The organism is Ktedonobacter racemifer DSM 44963 (genome assembly GCF_000178855.1).
Lineage (GTDB): Bacteria > Chloroflexota > Ktedonobacteria > Ktedonobacterales > Ktedonobacteraceae > Ktedonobacter > Ktedonobacter racemifer.
Map to the genome: position 1 here is coordinate 2,697,872 of NZ_ADVG01000001.1, position 16,775 is coordinate 2,714,646.

A 16,775-nucleotide genomic window follows, 5' to 3' on the forward strand; every position below is an offset into this window, starting at 1 on the left:
CCTTCGGAGAGTTCTACAGATGTGATAAAAAATCCTTTCGCAATTTTTCGCCAACTCAAAAAATTTGCTTGAGCATGTTGGGAGGGGCAGTGAGAACGTATAATAAAGGCAAAAACAAGTTACACTTTCCAATTCGCTTTCAAAATACACTTTAACATTTTTGTGCTCTTTACACCGGCATAAGCAGGAGGCCGATATGAGCAATTACACAAATCCAGAGGCACAGAGGAACGAGAGGTCGGTGACCTGTAGCATTTGTGCGGCGCGCTACACCGTGACGGGCGCATGGCAGTTGTGGGAGCCACTGACGCCCATGCAGCGCGAGCACCTGCTCCTCAACATCAGCCACTTCTGCTATCGCTGCCGCCAACCTGCCTGCCCAGATTGCTGGGATAGGACCTATGCGCTGTGTGCCGCCTGCGTGCAGGAAGCAGGGTTAGTACTTCAGGTGCAGGAGCGAAACACAGCCTGGGGGGAGGATAGTCAGGAGGGACTGGTCTGTATAGTAGAAGGGCGCTATCATAGGGAATGGACGAACAAGACCAGTTCCACACATCCAACGCACACACGAGGGAAACGCATACGCAGTGTTTCGGGGAAAGAGGTGGATGAGGATGGGGGTCGAGTGCATGAGAGAACGACGCAGCCACCTGTGTTCAAAGCAAGCACAATCCTGGCCCGCGGAGAGAAGAAACCAGGCGAGGTAGCGCTTGATGAGATCGCGACCCTCCCAGGGCGCCGACCCAGGCCACACTTCAGCTGCATACGCAAAGCCGTCTTCAGCGTTGGAATTATCCTGCTAGCACTGTTCGTAGGAGGAATCATAGCAGCCACGCTCTCAATGGAGGTCAATACATTTTTATGGCAGATACTTCACATTGATGTGCGCGGATACATGGCTGCTTTCTGGAACTGGCTGCACCATCCTCCATTTTTCAAATAAAAGGGGCACACCAATGTCATGAGCCGTGATATTCTCGTCGACGGATACAACGTCATCAAAAAGAATCCTATGTTTCAATCCCTGGGCATAGACAACATGGAGCACGCGCGCCGCGTCCTGATTCAACAGTTGAGGAATCGATACCGCAACAGTGAACACACATTGATTGTCGTCTTTGATGGGAATGGGGCTCGAGAAGAGATCAGACACGAAGAGCATATTCGTATTGTCTTCTCGCGTTATGGGGAGAAGGCTGACGCAGTCATCATCAGGATGGCAGCCCAGGCAAGAGAGGCGGGGCGAGAGGTAGAGATGTATAGCGATGACGGAGAAATTCGCGACGCCGTGGGAGAGAAGGGGGGCCAAACACGCTCAACGGGACATTTAGCCATGCAGCTAAAGGCAGGGCCAAGAGACGTTGAGGCCCGGGCCAGGCACCGCATCGAGGTGCGCAAGGTATATGGACTCAATCCAGCGGACAAAGCAAAATGGGACTATGAGGAAATGAGCCTGCAACAGCACACTGGGGGCAAAAAGAAAAAGAAGAAACGAAAATAAGGGCCGTCGCGACGGCCCTTATTTTCGTGTTGACGAGTATAGATGTAAAGGCTACTTATGAGCGACAGGGGACGGCTCTTGCTCGGCCTGGCTCTCCTGAACGGCACTCTTAATCACAGGCGTATGCTGCTGCTTACCAAAGCGCGTGCGAATGACAAAAGTGAATGCCTCAAAAACAATGTTCTTGGACATCTTGGAGGAGCCAACGCGGCGATCCATAAAGGTAATGGGGGTCTCAACAATCTTAAAGCCATGCTTCATCACCCGATAAGCCAGCTCAACCTGGAAGGCGTAGCCCTGCGACTCAATTGTATCCAGATTGATCGTCTCTAGCACGCGGCGACGATAGCAGCGATAACCAGCGGTACAGTCTTGCACGGGAATACCAAGCATGAAGCGTGCAAAAATATTCCCACAGCCACTGATGAGGCGACGCGTGATCGACCAGTTAGGCGTGCTACCGCCAGGGATATAGCGCGAGCCAATGACGAGATCGGCGTTCTCGATCTCCTTCAGGAAGTTTGGCAGATACTTGGGATCATGTGAGAAGTCGGCGTCCATCTCGAAAGCGGCATCATAGGCATGCTCAATAGCATACCTGAAGCCCGCGATATAGGCAGTACCCAAGCCCAACTTCCCGGCACGATGCAGCACATGAACGCGAGGATCATTCGCGCTAATCTCATCCGCAAGCTTGCCAGTATTGTCAGGCGAGTTATCATCGACAACCAGGATATGCGTCTGAGGAGCGAAGGAAAAGATGCTCTCCAGCAGAGGGCGCAGGTTCTCGTACTCGTTATAGGTAGGAATGATAATCAACGTTTTCATGGAAACTTATTCTCCGCGAGTCGCCGATACCGATGAGAGATCGGCGTTAGATTGATGAGCAATAGAAAGGGACTGGGAATCAGGCAAACGATCAGCCTCAGCGCGTTCACGGGGAACGGCCTTGAGCGCAGGCACAGTTCGGAGCGTAATCAGCGCACCAACTCCGATCAGTAGCCCGAACCAGAGAGTACAGAAACGAATGAGCAGAGTCGCAGCACCTCCCAATGCCGACGATGACGTTACCAGAAGGCGGGTCAGCCCCAGCACACTGCCATCAGCGGAACCAAGCCCACCAGGCAAGCCAGAGGCAGAGCCAACCAGGGAAGAAACGGCAAGGATAAAGGTAGATTTCAGCACCAGATCCATACTTGCCGCAATCCCTAGACCTCGGAAGACAAAATAGAATGCCAGGCATTCCCCTGACCAGGACACAATACCAATGCCAACGGCCAGAAGCAGAGGGCGCCACTGCAATAATGTATAGGCACTCTCATAGAAAGCCTGGAAATGCTGAGCAAAGCGCCCCAGAAAAGGGAGCCGCTCACAAATGCGCAAGAGGCGCAGAGAGAGCGTGCGGTTCTGAATGACCAGCACACCAGCCAGGCCAACGATCAGGAGGGGAAGCATCAACTGCAAACCAAAGCGATAGAGCAAGAGGCCAGAAGAGGCCAGCACCAGCATAGCCAGGCCATCAGAGAGCCGCTCAGCCACAATAATAGGCGACGAGTGGCTAATAGGTGCATCGGTATATTGCCTAAGCAAATAGGATTTGAGCAGTTCACCAATCTTACCAGGCGTAATAGCCATTGACAGGCCCGAGAGAAAGATGAGCAGGCTGATGGAGGGTCTCACAACAATCCGCAGACGCTTAAGATAATAACTCCACTTCACAAAACGTCCAGCATAGTTCACCAGGGTCAGGCCCAGGATCACAGGCAGGTAGATCCAGTGAAAGCCAGCAAATGCCGCCAGCATGTTTGGAACATCGGCATAGAGCGCGATGACCAGCATGACCACGAAGGCAAATATTAACGAGACTACAATGCCGTTACGTATCTTACGAGTTTGCAAAAGCCAGCTCCATCAGTGTGGTAAGTAGAATACAAGCAGAATAATTGTCGCACACACCAAAACGGTTATCAGCATATGGCGGTCACGTAGCAGGACCTCGTCAGGGCTCCCCCCATCGTTGCGTACATAGACCAGGTAGAGATAGCGAAAGATGCCATAGAGCACAAAGGGAAGGGTCAGGATGATATTGTGGTGACCAGTAGGCGCCTCGATGGTATAGAGGCTATAAGCCATCAGGGTGCAGGTAACCACAACCGTAATCATCTGATCCAACATAGGAATATTATATTCCTTCAGAATCTGGCGATGAGAGCTAGCTCGCCCCTGCAAGAGTACCAGTTCATTGCGCCGCTTGCTCAATGCCAAAAAGAGCGAGAGCAGGCAGGTCACCATATAGAGCCAGGGGGAGATCGAAACGGGAGTCACGACCGCACCCGCAATCACACGCAAGACAAAGCCGCAGGCAATCACGAAAATATCGATCAGAACAATATGCTTTAGCCAGATGCCATACAGAACCATGAGCACCAGGTAAGAGAGCACACAGAGCGAGAAGAGAACATTTGCCCCCCCCAGGCTGGCATACACATCCTGAGATTTGGCAACGGGAAGGAAAAAGATCGCCAGGGACAGGGCCGCACACGCTAGCACCAGGACGACAATGGCCCCAATAGCCCAGGAGACGGGGAGTTGTCCCGATGCCAGGGGACGCTTACATTTGACCGGGTGCTGTCGATCTTGCTCAATATCAAGCAAATCATTGAGCAGATAGATCGTGCTGGAAGCCAGGCAGAATGCGAGAAAGGCCAGAGCGGTTCGCTCAAACTCATTTACTAGCAAGAGGTGGCTGGCAAATACAATAGCGATAAAAAGAGTGGCATTCTTAGTCCATTGTTTCAGCCGCATCGCCTTTACCAGGGCCCGCAGGCGCCCCAGGGTGCTCGGTGTAGGTTGTTGGGCTGTCAGTTGCGGTAAGCCGCCATGTGGAGATTGTGATGTATTTACGCTAGGTTCACTAGTAGTTGGCATAGATTTCCCTAAAAGACGCTCTCTTTCAATATCATGTCTGATATGTTACCAACAGGATAAGTTATTAACGAGACGGTTCAGCGCTTGGAGCAGTAACGAGTAGGCCAAAAGTCCAGGAGGTATGTAGGCATATTCTGGGTACTCAAATGCTCAGGTTGGTGTATTGGATGCGTGGTGGCTACCTGAGGCTGCCACTAACACACCAACCTGAGCGAGGTCTCAAACAGACATGACATTATCTAATAAACGCGCCGGCGCAGGTCCGCGATGCGGTGGATGGTGATACGGTGACGATCTGTACTAATATATTGCTTGTCGGTAAAATAGCCAAGCACCTTGTTCACACTTTCCCGAGAGGCTCCAACCATCGAAGCAAGCTCTTGCTGCGTCAGGCGGACATCAATACGCACACCATCGCTGGCCTGAATACCATGCGCATCAGCCAGGTCGAGAAGCTTCTTCGCCACGCGCCCATATACATCCAGGAAGATAAGATCTTCTACCTGCTGATCAGTATTGCGTAGGCGTTTGGAGAGGACTTCGAGCACAGAGATCGCAATCTTTGGATTTTTGAGGATCGCTTTGTGAAAATCACTACGCTGTAAGGTATAACACTCAATCTTTTCAAGCGCAATGGCATCGGCCGAACGCCCCAGTCCATCAAGCAGGGCCTGTTCGCCAAAATATTCGCCCTTACCAAGGACAACAAGCGAGATCTCCTGCCCATCAGGACTTATAAGACAGATTTTCACTTTCCCTTCTTTGATAACGTAGAGAACCTGTCCGGGATCATCGCGATGAAAGATGACCTCGCCAGAGCGAAAGGAGCGTTTACGAGCTGCACTGGAGAGTTCGCGAATTTCATCTTCGCTTAGACCCGCGAAGAGATTCACTTGCTTAAAATAGCTTTCGGTGTCTGCCTCCATCGCTATTCCTTTTCTGTGTATTTTGCTGTGTGTGTCAGCTGCACGTTATCTACCTGATGCAGCCATCATAACATAAGCCATAGTTGCGTGCAATGTAGCGAAAAGGATCAAGCGAGGCCTCTCAAAACCCTGCCCTGGAGCACTGGAAATATAGCCGGTTGGATTGATGTGTGCTATAATAATCGGAGTAAATAGGTAGGAATTACACTTTTTTATCTATGAAGCAGTGTCTTTTGAGCTTTGTTAGTTTACAAATTGCAGGGCGGCAAACACGTGTCTACACTGTTATTGCCGCTATTGAGGATAAGAGATGGCGGAAACTATTACTGCCGACATGGTTATTCATGATGTCGTGACCAGGTATCCAGCAACAGTCAAGGTATTTCATGGTCATGGTCTCCCATGTACCGCCTGTGCGGTTGGAGCACGTGAAAGTGTCGCGGGCGGGGCAAGAACGCATCGTTTCTCTCCAGAGAAACTTGAACTGTTGGTAAAAGATCTCAATGCGGCCGCGAATGGAGAGCCGACCTCAGTGGCTCCGAAGAAGGCTCCTGTGGGCAAGGGCATTCCGCTTAACATGCTCTCGTCTGATCCCGACCGAAAAATCAAGCAAGTAATCGCAATTATGAGCGGCAAGGGCGGCGTAGGCAAGTCGCTTGTCACAGGCTTGTTGGCGGTCTCGCTGCGCAGACAGGGGCAGCGCGTGGGTATTCTAGATGGCGATATTACCGGCCCCAGCATTGCGCGCATGTTTGGCACCAGGGGACAGCCCACCAAGTCAGCGAGTGGAGGCATTGAGCCGTTACGCAGCAAAGGCGGCATCAAAGTCATGTCTATGAATATGTTCCTTGAAAAAGAGAGCGATCCCGTTGTCTGGCGCGGCCCGATGATATCGAGCGCCATCAAGCAATTCTATAGCGATGTGGATTGGGGCCAGCTCGATTACCTGCTGGTCGACCTGCCTCCTGGGACCTCGGATGCCCCCATGACCGTTATGCAGGCGCTGCCGCTTGATGGCGTCGTGATTGTCTCATCACCACAGATGCTTGCCACCATGGTCGTCATGAAGTGTGTCAACATGGTACAGCAGCTCAAAGGCTTAATCGTGGGCGTCGTTGAGAATATGTCCTACTTTGAGACTCCCAATCACGAGCGCTATGAGATCTTTGGCCCCAGCAACGCAACGGAACTGGTTTCGGTCACGGGCGCACCCCTGCTAGGACAGATGCCGATCGACTCGGCGTTAACCTCGCTGTGTGACGCTGGTCGCGTCGAAGAGTACTACTCCGACGCCTATGAGGCCCTGGCCGCCAACTTTGTGAGCACGCTCAAGATCAAACGCTAAGCGTTTCCCACAACCATACGAGAGCGATGCTCTTTTAACAGGGGTAGAGGATGTGCTGTGGAAAGGCCTACGACCTTTCCACAGCACATCCTCTACCCCTGTTAAAAGAGAACGTGGCGAGAAAGCCCCGGTCATTGATGAAACGTCATGCGCCGCTGGCCACTGAGATGAACTAAATTAAAAGTAGATCAGGTGACGCCCGTTGGCGGTTGAATAGCCCGAGGAGATTTGGCCTGGGATGCTTTCATCGCCTTGGCTTCTTTGGTTGCTTGTCGCCTCTGCCGCTGTACTTCATAACCACATACGCGTTTGGTTGGTTTTGGGGGACGCGCACGCGGAGGCGAAGGTGCGCGTCCCGGCCGTTGTCTGGGCAAATCAGGCGGGGCTGGTTGATAGCACGAACAATCCACCTGGGGCAGACTCAGTGCGAGACGTGGGTTCGCACGCAGCAGACCCATATGACGGCCCGCTTGAATGAGCTGTTCGAGCTGGAGCGTTGAAGGGCTGCAAAGCCGAGGCAGCAGCTCGACCAAAACGGGTACCGATACCTCAAAGAGGTCGCAATCTGCCGCCAGCGCAATCCGTTCACGCAGGGCATAAATGATGTGCGAGAGAATAAGCACCACCCAGATCTGTACCAGGATCAATTCCTGCTTACTACTCCACCAGTGCGACATTCCCAGATACTCTTTGAGTAAGCGGAAGGCCATTTCAATATCCCATCTCCGAGCATACAGTTGAGCTACCTCTCCTAGTGAGAGCATCTGTGGATCACAGATATTCGTAAGATACATGCGAACACCTATCCCATCACCTAACCGCACCAAGCGGATCAGATGGCGTGCTTGCTTCTTACCAGTACCTAACCAGATGAGAGCATCAAGTTTCTCGTGATGTCGATAGAACGCATGTGCGATGGAATAGGAGGTATTCTCCCGATAGCGACTGACCCACCACATCTTCCGTTGCGTTAAGGTATCAAAGAAAGGGAAGCTGAAATAGCCGAGATCGAAGAGGAGCAAGCTGCCAATCGAGAGCCCTTGAAGGAAATCGAGCATATCCACTCGACAGTTTTCATGAACATCCTTGCGCCACTCCAGTCGTGACCATCGCTGGTGGCGCAGATCAAAGAGACCCACTAACTTGCCAGCAAAACAGGCTCTCGTCCTGGGTGCTCAAACCACGCAAAGGCTTAAGATACCTCCCTATGATATCCAGACGGGTTTCGTCGAGAGCGAAAATTCCACTGGCAAATGCAGCTACATCTGCTGATACTGCCCAGGAGCCGATGTGAGCCAGACGCAGATTGACCACCTCCCACACATCTTGCAAGGGATCCAGGCCGGCTTGTAAAAGCCGTTTAACCAGGCCATTGCGTGTAAGCCAGACCGGAGCAAAAGGACCGATCTGCTGCAACCCCACCAAACGGCGCCAGTCTGCGAATGAGTGCATCCCTTGGAGGGCGCAGAGCAACAAACTGCTCCACAAGTGGATCCAGCCCACCTGCTGCGGGCGCCCCCGCCCACGGACGAGAGTGGCATGCAATCGATCTACACAGGCCTCGGAACCCAATCCACAAGCCTGCAGCAATACGTCGCTCGTTTGAGCGATAATGGCTGAGTACTTCCCCGCAGATGCTTGGTTGGCTTCTCCCAGAGCGGTATCATGAGGTGACATAGGAGAATGATCCTTTCTCGTGCAATATGTGATGAAAAGATCATCCTCTTTTTTTCTCTTTCTGGCAACTCGATTCTCAATTTAGTTCATCTCAGTGGCCTCCGGCGCATGGCGTTTCATTGATGCCGGGGATGAATCGCCGCCTCTGTTGTATGGGGGGAAAGAGAGCAGGAGACATACACCTAGAACTTGTGTTCTTCCGGTCTTTCTGGTAGAATAGACGTCAACGTATCGAGAACACGTGTGCGTTCGAAGAAGGAGCGAAGATGCCGAATAAACGTCAGGGACAGCGCAAGCAGAAGGAACAACAGGAGAAGCGGGCTGCGACGCCCACCTTTCTGCTCGAACTGCCCCTGGTCGTCGGTTCTGGGCAAGCGACCCGCCTGCGCGCCCACCTAGAAGCCGCTCGCCAGCTCTACAATGCCATCCTCTCCGAAGGGCAGAAACGTTTGAGGCGCATGCGGGCTGATCTCGCCTGGCAAGAGGCACGTGCCCTCCCTCGCACCCACAAGACGGAACGAGCGGCTGCCTTCTCCTCCTTGCGCAAGAGGTATGGCTTCTCCGAAGCCGCCCTACACGAGGCGGTCAAAGGGCTGCGCGTGGGCTGGATTGCCGAACATATCGAGGCGGTGCTGGCGCAAACGTTGGCCACTCGTGCCTATCGCGCCCTCAACCGCGTTTGCCTGGGCAAGGCCACACGCGTGCGCTTCAAGAGCCGAGGGGGCGGTTTCTCCAGTATCGAGAACAAACGCAATGACACCAGCCTGCGCTTTGTCCTGCAGCCGCCCGAAGCTGGAAATGCAGGGTTTCTCCTCTGGAACGGAGACCGGTTGCCCGCCCTCATCGATTGGAACGATGAGGTGGCGACCCATGGCTATTAACGCCGACGTAATTCTGAGCCGATTTAGAACCGGAATGGCTGCTTTTCGAGGGCGAAAGAAATGACCATTTTTTTCGCTTCAATGGCGCATCTTTTTTCTGAGCACGCTTCTCACGCGGCGTCAAGGGGAAGCGAAGCGGCCTTGATGCCGCGTGAGAAGCGTGCTACACTCGCTCAGCCATTGAGGCAAAACGCGCCTAAACCGGCTCGGATTTTCACCGGCTCTGACATGGCCTCAGGCACCGGATTAAGTATGCCCGCCTCATCCAACGTCCGGCCAGTAGCCCCCGAGCTGCCGGAGCTGATGCCCAGGGCTCTCGCTACGTGGTCCAATTGGCCCTGGAAGGCAAGCCCCACCACAAACCCAAGCACAAGGTTGGCACGGGCACCATTGGAGGGGACTTGGGACCCTCAACCCTGGCCCTCGTTCCCCAGGAAGGGGAGGCGAGCCTGGAGGTGTTTTGTGCTGAACTGGCTCCTGAGGCCTGTGCCATTCGTCGTTTGCAACGGCAGATGGATCGGCAGAGGCGAGCCGCCAATCCTGAGCACTATGACGAGAAGGGGCGCATCAAAAAGCAAGGCCGAAAGAAGCTGCGGTGGAAACAGAGTAAGCGCTATCAGGCCACGCGACGATGCAAAGCCACCAAAGAGCGCAAGCTGGCAGCCCACCGCAAGAGCCTGCATGGATGCAAGGTGCACGAGATCGTCGCGCTGGGCAACACCATCATCGTTGAGAAGATTTCCTACAAGGCATGGCAAAAGCAGTTTGGCAAGAGTGTGGGATTGCGAGCACCAGGGATGTTTGTAGATCTCTTGAGACGCACCGTTGCAAGCACGGGCGGCATCCTCATCGAAGTTCCCACACGCACGACAGCCCTCAGTCAGTCAGGAACCCCATGCCTAAAGGCAGGGGCTTGCGTAAGTAAGCCTGGACCTGACCAGTCTCAGCCAGAGCAGACTTGATGGATAGAATCATCAAGGCTATCGGGCTACGTTAGGAACGAAATAGGTACGTTGGGGTGCTTTGCCGCTACGGTACAGCATTAAACATCCCTAGAGGGTTAAGGACGTGTGTTGTACGTAAAACCGTTTGCTAACATTGACGAGGCACACATTACCCTGGAAGACAGGAGGCTCAACTTGAGCAATGTATTCGTGATTGATAGTGACTATAAGCCCTTAAATCCGGTGCATCCAGCACGTGCAAGGCTCTTGCTCACACAGGGCAACGCAGCCGTGTACAGGAGATACCCATTTACCATTGTGCTCAAACGGGTGGTAGATCAGCCAGAGGTGCACCCCTTGCGCCTCAAGCTTGATCCTGGCAGCAAAACCACGGGTATTGCCCTGGTGAACGATACCAACGGGAAAGTTGTTTTTGCGGCTGAACTTGAGCATCGTGGGCACGCTATAAAAGATAGCCTGGATAGTCGCCGTGGTGTTCGTCGCAGACGACGCAACCGCAAAACAAGGTATCGCAAACCGCGATTTCAGAATAGAAGGCGTAAGAAAGGGTGGTTGCCACCATCGCTGGAAAGTCGTCTTGCCAATATTCTGACGTGGGTAGCTCGCTTGTGTCGCTCTGCTCCCATTACTGCTCTGAGCCAGGAATTGGTCAAGTTTGATCTGCAACTGATGGAGAATCCCGATATTACAGGAGTGGAATACCAGCAAGGCACGCTGCAAGGCTACGAGGTAAGGGAATACGTACTCGAAAAATGGAAGCGAACATGCGCCTATTGTGGCAAGCAAGATGTGCCCTTGCAAATTGAGCACATTCATCCTCGCGCCAACGGTGGCACCCATAGGATAAGCAATCTTACCCTGGCCTGCGAGCCATGCAATATTGCCAAAGGGACGCAGGATATTGCGGTGTTTCTTGCGAAGAAGCCTGATGTGCTCAAGCGCATTCTGGCTCAGGTCAAAAAGCCTCTCAAGGATGCCAGTGCAGTGAATGCTACACGCTTTGCCTTGCTTGAACGGCTCAAAGCATTTGGCTTGCCTGTCGAGTGCGGCAGTGGTGGGTTGACCAAGTACAACCGAACCACAAGAGGGCTAGCCAAGACGCATTGGCTCGATGCCACCTGCGTGGGCAAGAGCACCCCTTCTGCCATTTCCCACAAAGGGGTGGTTCCTTTGCTTATTACTGCCAATGGTCATGGAAGAAGACAAATGTGCGTTCCTGATAAGTACGGATTCCCAGAAAAACATAAACAACGAAGAAAAACGTTTCTTGGATATCGCACAGGTGATATGGTAAAAGCCATTACCTCCAAAGGAACATTTGAAGGAAGAATAGCCATTCGCCATCGTCCGTCGTTTCGCCTTGGGAAGGTCGATATCCATCCCAAATATATGCATTGTATCCATCGAGCAGATGGCTATGAGTACACACAGAAAGGAGTGCGCAATGCTCCTCCCCATGTCTAAAGCCAGGGGTCCCCGCATTGCGCAATTTTATGATGGTGCCATGGCTGCGGCAAGAAGGTCAAAAAGCCGCTCTCCCAGCGCTGGCACCAGTGTGCCTGTGGCGTGGGTCCCGTCCAACGCGACCTCTACTCGGCCTTTTTAGCCGCCTATCTTGATCCAGCAGATCCCATTCCCTCATGTGCCCGATACCAGGGGTATTGGGAGGGTGCGGAAGCGCGCCTGCGGGCAGCACATGAGTGTACAGCACAACGCGCGAAAGAGGGGCAGGCTCTGCCCCGAAGCTTGGGCCTGGCCCGAGCTGGAGCGCGTCTGCCCAAAAGTCCTGGGGAACCGACACTAGAGCCAGCCTTCCTGCTAGAGTGGGAAGAACTGGAAGCGTGGAACGAACCCCTGGAACCCCCGCCGCTTTAGCACGGGGAGCTTTCAGTCCCGGCAAAAGACCAGGCAGTTCATAACAAAGAAATTGACACAGGCCGCAACCAGAATACCAAGCGCGGAGCCTAGAGCGAGGGCACAACAGTTCCGGCCAACATAAAGACCAGTTGACTGAGCAAGGTGGTGACTAAAATCGAGCTGTGAAATGTTGACCACCGTTTGATGAATTGCGCCCCAGGCTTCAGTTTTCCAGAACGGGAAACGGTACGATCTCACCAGGTAAAAAAAGAACTAAAGAGAAAGTTAAACTGAGCTGCGAGAAAAAAAGCGACAATGTTTGCCAGCCAGGCATGGATGTGAAGTTGTAAGAAGAGGTCGAGCAGGCAGAGCTGAATCAGGGCAGCAGAGCCACCAATGCAGACGAAACGAATGGGACGGGTGACATCAGAGAAGAGCCAGAGCAAAGCTGGTCGCAAACGCTCTACGAGCCACTTACTGTAACGTTGACGAGTATATTGTATTTTTTTCTGCATAGCCTCCACAGATGTAGTCACGTTGATCCTCACCTAACTATCTCTCATTTAGTCTACCGTATAGATGTATGCAGATGAATTTCTTGCGTCTCGCCTCAGCACCTGCGGCGGTACTTCGCAAAGGGTTATGTATGTGGTTGTGGGCTGGCAGTACCAGCCCGCAACCACATACACAGGAGAATCTTACAACCATGCCCGCCTGACCAGCCTCTATAGTAAGTAAGCTTGGAGTTCAATCGTGAGCTGGAGCCATCGCGCTGGCTCGCGGGCAGGAATTGTTGCTGTAAGTCGGACCTTCTACTGGCATACGCGGCTACTTGCCGGGATTGGAGTAGCTGCGTACGTCAGTAGCAGGCCCTATTATTTCTTGGTGAAAAATTAGCGGAGGCCGAGAATCAGCTCGATGGTCATCTGGTCAAGTTTCTCATAACGATAGCCGCGTTTGGCGAGCGTATCGACGTCGAACTGAGTCTCTTTCAACTTCTTAACGGTTTCGCTGCTATAGCCGCTAAGCAGGCCGCCATACGTCTGGTCGCCACCGTTGAGATCCTGCAAGAGCGCCTGGATCTCGGCGTCGGCATTAAACTGCTGGACCTTGGTTTTGAGCATGTTATACGTGCGCATACAACCAAGTGCAAAGTCCCATACGCCCTCTTCGTCCTCGGTGCGATAAGAGTGGGCATCAAAGTGGCGTGGGCCATCATAACCCTTCTCCTCCAGGAGCTTCACCAGGAAGAACATGCTCTTAATGCTCTCGCTACCAAAACGGAAGTCCTGGTCGTAACGCGGCCCCTTCTGGTCGTTGAGGTCGATGTGGAAGAGTTTGCCAGCGTCAAGCGCCTGGGCGATCCCGTGCACAAAGTTCAGGCCAGACATGTGCTCATGAGCCACCTCGGGGTTAACACCAACCATCTCAGGGTGGTCCAGAGTATAGATAAAGGCAAGCATATGGCCAATAGTGGGGAAATAGGTATCCGCACGCGGCTCGTTCGGCTTGGGTTCAAGGGCAATGCGCATGTTGTAGCCCTGGTCGATAATGTACTGGCAGAAGAAATTGATCGCGTCGCGCATACGCTGCACGGCCACAACGGGATCTTTGCTGGCCTCGGCATCGACACCTTCGCGACCACCCCAGAAGACATAGGTTGTCGCGCCAACCTCAGCGCCCAGATCAATAGCGGACATCGTTTTCTGCAAGGCGAAGGCACGCACCGCGGGATCAACCGCTGTAAAGGCACCATCTTTGAAGACGGGATGATAGAAGAGGTTTGTCGTTGCCATCGGCACAATCATCCCATAATCCGAGAGGGCCTGCTTGAAATCGCGCACAATTCGGTCACGCTCAGCAGGGGTCGCACCGAAGGGCACCAGGTCGTTGTCATGAAAATTGACGCCCCAGGCGCCAAGCTCAGAGAGCTTCTTCACACTCTTCACAGGATCGAGAGCCGGGCGCACAAAGTCGCCAAAGGGATCACGCCCCTGATTGCCCACAGTCCAGAGACCAAAGGTAAATTTGTCCTCTTTCTGGGGTCTGTACTGATCGCTGGTTAGCTCCTGCTTTATAATGGACATTCTGCATACACTCCTTCGTTGATAGACTTACATCAATACGCCTTGCTATACATTGCAAGTCATACCATGAATAAGGAAACGCTCCTGGCAATTCGAGCAGACATGTAGCTCCAGTCATGCGTCATTGCAAGAGGGCACATGCACAAAACAGAGGAACTGCTCTTCTCCATACAGTATCACAAATCGCCTCGCAAGAGAACACAAAAAGACGCCCTCCGCTACAAAGATCGGAGAGCGTCTCAAACGAGCAATAGAACTTAGACTTCGGCATCAATACCGAGGTTAGCACGGACATTGGTCTCACTAAAGGTCTCAACTGCGGACGCATCTCGCGTGGCGAGCGAGACCACAATCGCGACAATAAAACTCAGCGGAATAGAGATCAGGCCAGGATTCTCAAGCGGGAAGAGTGACTTGGCCTGAATGAGATGCGCGGCGGTGGCGGCTGTTCCTGGAGGATCAATGCCCATAATCGCCGGGCTGATAATAATCAAGAGCACCGACGATATCAGGCCAACCAGCATGCTGGCGACCATACCCGCCGTGTTAAAGCGACGCCAGAAGAGTGAGAGAATAATCGAAGGCACATTGGCGCTCGCCGCCACGGCGAAGGCCAGGCCAACCAGGAAGGCCACATTACTATAGCGCAGCGCAATCGCCAGAATAATGGAGAGCACGCCAATCACAGCCGCCGTAATTTTGGCGACCAGGACCTGCTCACGCTCATCCTCACGCCCCCCCTTAACCACATTCAGCCAGATGTCGTGCGCGAAGGCTGAGGAACCCGCAATCGTCAGGCCCGCGACGACAGCCAGAATGGTCGCGAAGGCCACGGCCGCGATAAAGGCCAGGAAAAGCGTTCCACCTACAGCCTCAGCCAGCAAGGGCGCGGCGAGATTCTGGTTAGCGATATGTGCCTTCCCCACCAGAGTCGCGGCCCCAAAGCCCAGGAAGGTCGTCAGGATATAGAAGACGCCAATGATCACGGTTGCCCAGACGACAGAGGAGCGCGCGGAACGCGCCGTAGGCACAGTATAAAAGCGCATCAGAATGTGGGGCAGACCAGCAGTACCCAGCACCAGGGCCAGGCCCAGCGAGATCAGGTCAAGCTGGCCATAGGTGCCGTGATAGCGCAGGCCCGGCATGAGATAGTCCTGCGTCACCACAGTGCCAGCGGTACACTGGCCATCCTTCAACACGCCTCCATTGGTGCAATACTTGCCCACAACGCCGTGTATGGCGTCAAAGAAATTGCCAAGCGAGAAACCATAATGACTAAGCACCAGGAACGAGAGCACAATCGTTCCGCCAATAAGCAAGAGAGCTTTGATGATCTGTACCCACGTCGTGGCCAACATGCCGCCGAAGATGACATAGATAATCATCAACACACCCACGATAATGATGGCCCAGTTATAGTCCAGGCTGGGAATCAGCAGGCTCACCAGCGAACCGGCCCCAACCATCTGCGCGATCATATAGATGAGGGTCACAACGAGGGTTGAAATAGCAGCCACCGTACGCACTGAGCGATTTCGCAGGCGGAAGGTGAGCACATCGGCCATGGTAAATTTGCCGGTATTGCGCAGGGGTTCCGCGACAAGGAAGAGCACCGTCAGGTAAGCTACCAGGAAGCCAACCGAGTACATAAATCCGTCATAGCCAAAGAACGCGATCAAGCCCGCGATACCCAGAAAAGAGGCTGCCGACATATAATCGCCCGCAACCGCCAGGCCATTCTGGAAGCCACTAATACGCCGTCCGGCGGCATAGAAGTCCGTTGTCGTGCGCGTGCGACGCGAGGCCCAGAAGGTAATCACAAGCGTGATCAGGACAATCACACCAAACATAATAAGGGTTTGGAGCTCTTTTGCGTTCATTCGTTGTTCCCTCTCACACGCGCTACAATGCGCTGTGCCAACGCATCAAACGTACCGGCACGCCAGACATAGATACCCATCAAGATCCAGGTCATAAAGAACTGGGAGAGCGCGAACAGGTAGGCGACATTAATATTGCCGATGACGCTGGCATTCGCCACATCGGGCAGGTAACCAACCACGATCAGGAAGACGAAGTAGTAGAGCAGGAAGAAGATGGTCGCAGGAATGATAAGATTGCGCTTGGTGCGTACGAGTTCACGGAAATCAGCATCACGCTCAATCGCCTGCCAATCATGTGCAGACGTGTGCTGATCCGCAACCGCGTCAGAGTTAGGAACGGAGTGCCCCTCATCTTGAGGGGAAATGGCATCAGCCATAGCAAAAACCTCCAGCCAGAAACAACAGACGCACTAAGTGAGACACCTGCCAGGGAGGGAAACCAGATCGCGAGGAGAGATGAACGGGCGAGACCAGGCACGCGAAACGTATGCGCCAGACCTCATTAGGGAGAGTGGTGAGCAGCCAGCCAGGCTCAAAGCGTACCTCCATGGTAAAACGGTGTGAACATCATTGTCACAAATACAAGCGCTCTTCAGCACTCAGGCGCGAAGATGATGCAATGCCCTGAACACCACGCGCTGTATTATACAGAAGGTACCATATCTAGCCTTAAAACTCAAGAGGGAAAAGAGGCGTAGGCAGGCATAGGCCATTTCGGGAGTAGA

The 16,775-nt window shown here is 53.3% G+C and carries 14 protein-coding genes and 3 pseudogenes; 7 read left to right on the forward strand and 10 right to left on the reverse strand.

Features of this window, described 5'->3' with window-relative positions:
- Positions 1–196 precede the first annotated feature (196 nt).
- Both KRAC_RS11640 and KRAC_RS11645 read left to right on the forward strand, forming a co-directional pair.
- Entirely contained in the window at positions 197–943 is a 747-nt protein-coding gene (locus KRAC_RS11640) for a hypothetical protein (protein ID WP_007907117.1), read from the forward strand.
- An 18-nt stretch (positions 944–961) separates the two neighbouring features.
- Positions 962–1,501, forward strand: a complete 540-nt coding sequence (locus KRAC_RS11645; protein WP_007907119.1) for an NYN domain-containing protein — start codon at positions 962–964, stop codon at positions 1,499–1,501.
- A gap of 51 nt (positions 1,502–1,552) precedes the next feature.
- Here the strand turns inward: KRAC_RS11645 and KRAC_RS11650 are convergent, their stop codons facing one another.
- The 4 genes from KRAC_RS11650 to KRAC_RS11665 form a co-directional block, all read right to left on the reverse strand.
- Positions 1,553–2,329 carry a polyprenol monophosphomannose synthase gene (locus KRAC_RS11650; protein WP_007907121.1) on the reverse strand — a complete coding sequence of 259 codons (777 nt, stop codon included), beginning with the start codon at positions 2,327–2,329 and terminating at the stop codon, positions 1,553–1,555.
- Between the two features lie 6 nt (positions 2,330–2,335).
- Complete coding sequence (locus KRAC_RS11655; protein WP_007907123.1) at positions 2,336–3,400, reverse strand: lysylphosphatidylglycerol synthase transmembrane domain-containing protein; 1,065 nt, start codon at positions 3,398–3,400, stop codon at positions 2,336–2,338.
- 12 nt (positions 3,401–3,412) lie between these two features.
- Complete coding sequence (locus KRAC_RS11660) at positions 3,413–4,429, reverse strand: decaprenyl-phosphate phosphoribosyltransferase (RefSeq protein WP_007907125.1); 1,017 nt, start codon at positions 4,427–4,429, stop codon at positions 3,413–3,415.
- Between the two features lie 239 nt (positions 4,430–4,668).
- Entirely contained in the window at positions 4,669–5,355 is a 687-nt protein-coding gene (locus KRAC_RS11665) for a Crp/Fnr family transcriptional regulator (RefSeq protein ID WP_007907127.1), read from the reverse strand.
- A 310-nt stretch (positions 5,356–5,665) separates the two neighbouring features.
- Between KRAC_RS11665 and KRAC_RS11670 the strand changes: the two genes are divergently transcribed.
- A complete protein-coding gene (locus tag KRAC_RS11670) occupies positions 5,666–6,700 on the forward strand; it encodes a P-loop NTPase (RefSeq protein WP_007907129.1) in 1,035 nt (344 codons plus the stop codon).
- 188 nt (positions 6,701–6,888) lie between these two features.
- Here KRAC_RS11670 and KRAC_RS11675 read toward each other — a convergent pair whose 3' ends face one another.
- Together KRAC_RS11675 and KRAC_RS11680 are read right to left on the reverse strand one after the other, a co-directional pair.
- A complete protein-coding gene (locus tag KRAC_RS11675) occupies positions 6,889–7,758 on the reverse strand; it encodes a transposase (RefSeq protein WP_040442374.1) in 870 nt (289 codons plus the stop codon).
- Between the two features lie 67 nt (positions 7,759–7,825).
- Positions 7,826–8,377, reverse strand: coding sequence for a hypothetical protein (locus tag KRAC_RS11680; protein WP_007907131.1), 552 nt, complete (start codon positions 8,375–8,377; stop codon positions 7,826–7,828).
- Positions 8,378–8,643: 266 nt separating this feature from the next.
- Between KRAC_RS11680 and KRAC_RS11685 the strand changes: the two are divergent.
- The 4 genes and pseudogenes from KRAC_RS11685 to KRAC_RS11700 all read left to right on the forward strand — a co-directional run.
- A pseudogene (locus tag KRAC_RS11685) lies at positions 8,644–9,246 on the forward strand (transposase); the annotation flags it as partial.
- A gap of 239 nt (positions 9,247–9,485) precedes the next feature.
- Positions 9,486–10,187 (forward strand): annotated as a pseudogene (locus tag KRAC_RS11690) (nuclease/transposase family protein); the annotation flags it as partial.
- A 210-nt stretch (positions 10,188–10,397) separates the two neighbouring features.
- A complete protein-coding gene (gene iscB, locus KRAC_RS11695; protein WP_040442381.1) occupies positions 10,398–11,687 on the forward strand; it encodes an RNA-guided endonuclease IscB in 1,290 nt (429 codons plus the stop codon).
- A 33-nt stretch (positions 11,688–11,720) separates the two neighbouring features.
- Positions 11,721–12,098, forward strand: a pseudogene (locus KRAC_RS11700) (AAA family ATPase); the annotation flags it as partial.
- A 236-nt stretch (positions 12,099–12,334) separates the two neighbouring features.
- On the opposite strand, the gene KRAC_RS11705 reads toward KRAC_RS11700, so the two are convergent.
- The 4 genes from KRAC_RS11705 to KRAC_RS11720 form a co-directional block, all read right to left on the reverse strand.
- Positions 12,335–12,595 carry a GtrA family protein gene (locus KRAC_RS11705; protein ID WP_040442386.1) on the reverse strand — a complete coding sequence of 87 codons (261 nt, stop codon included), beginning with the start codon at positions 12,593–12,595 and terminating at the stop codon, positions 12,335–12,337.
- Between the two features lie 378 nt (positions 12,596–12,973).
- Entirely contained in the window at positions 12,974–14,167 is a 1,194-nt protein-coding gene (xylA, locus tag KRAC_RS11710; protein WP_007907138.1) for a xylose isomerase, read from the reverse strand.
- Positions 14,168–14,424: 257 nt separating this feature from the next.
- A complete protein-coding gene (locus KRAC_RS11715) occupies positions 14,425–16,047 on the reverse strand; it encodes a solute symporter family protein (RefSeq protein ID WP_007907139.1) in 1,623 nt (540 codons plus the stop codon).
- On the reverse strand, positions 16,044–16,427 hold the full coding sequence (locus KRAC_RS11720; protein ID WP_007907141.1) for a DUF485 domain-containing protein: 384 nt from the start codon (positions 16,425–16,427) through the stop codon (positions 16,044–16,046). The genes KRAC_RS11715 and KRAC_RS11720 overlap by 4 nt, the downstream gene beginning before the upstream one ends.
- Positions 16,428–16,775: the final 348 nt, after the last annotated feature.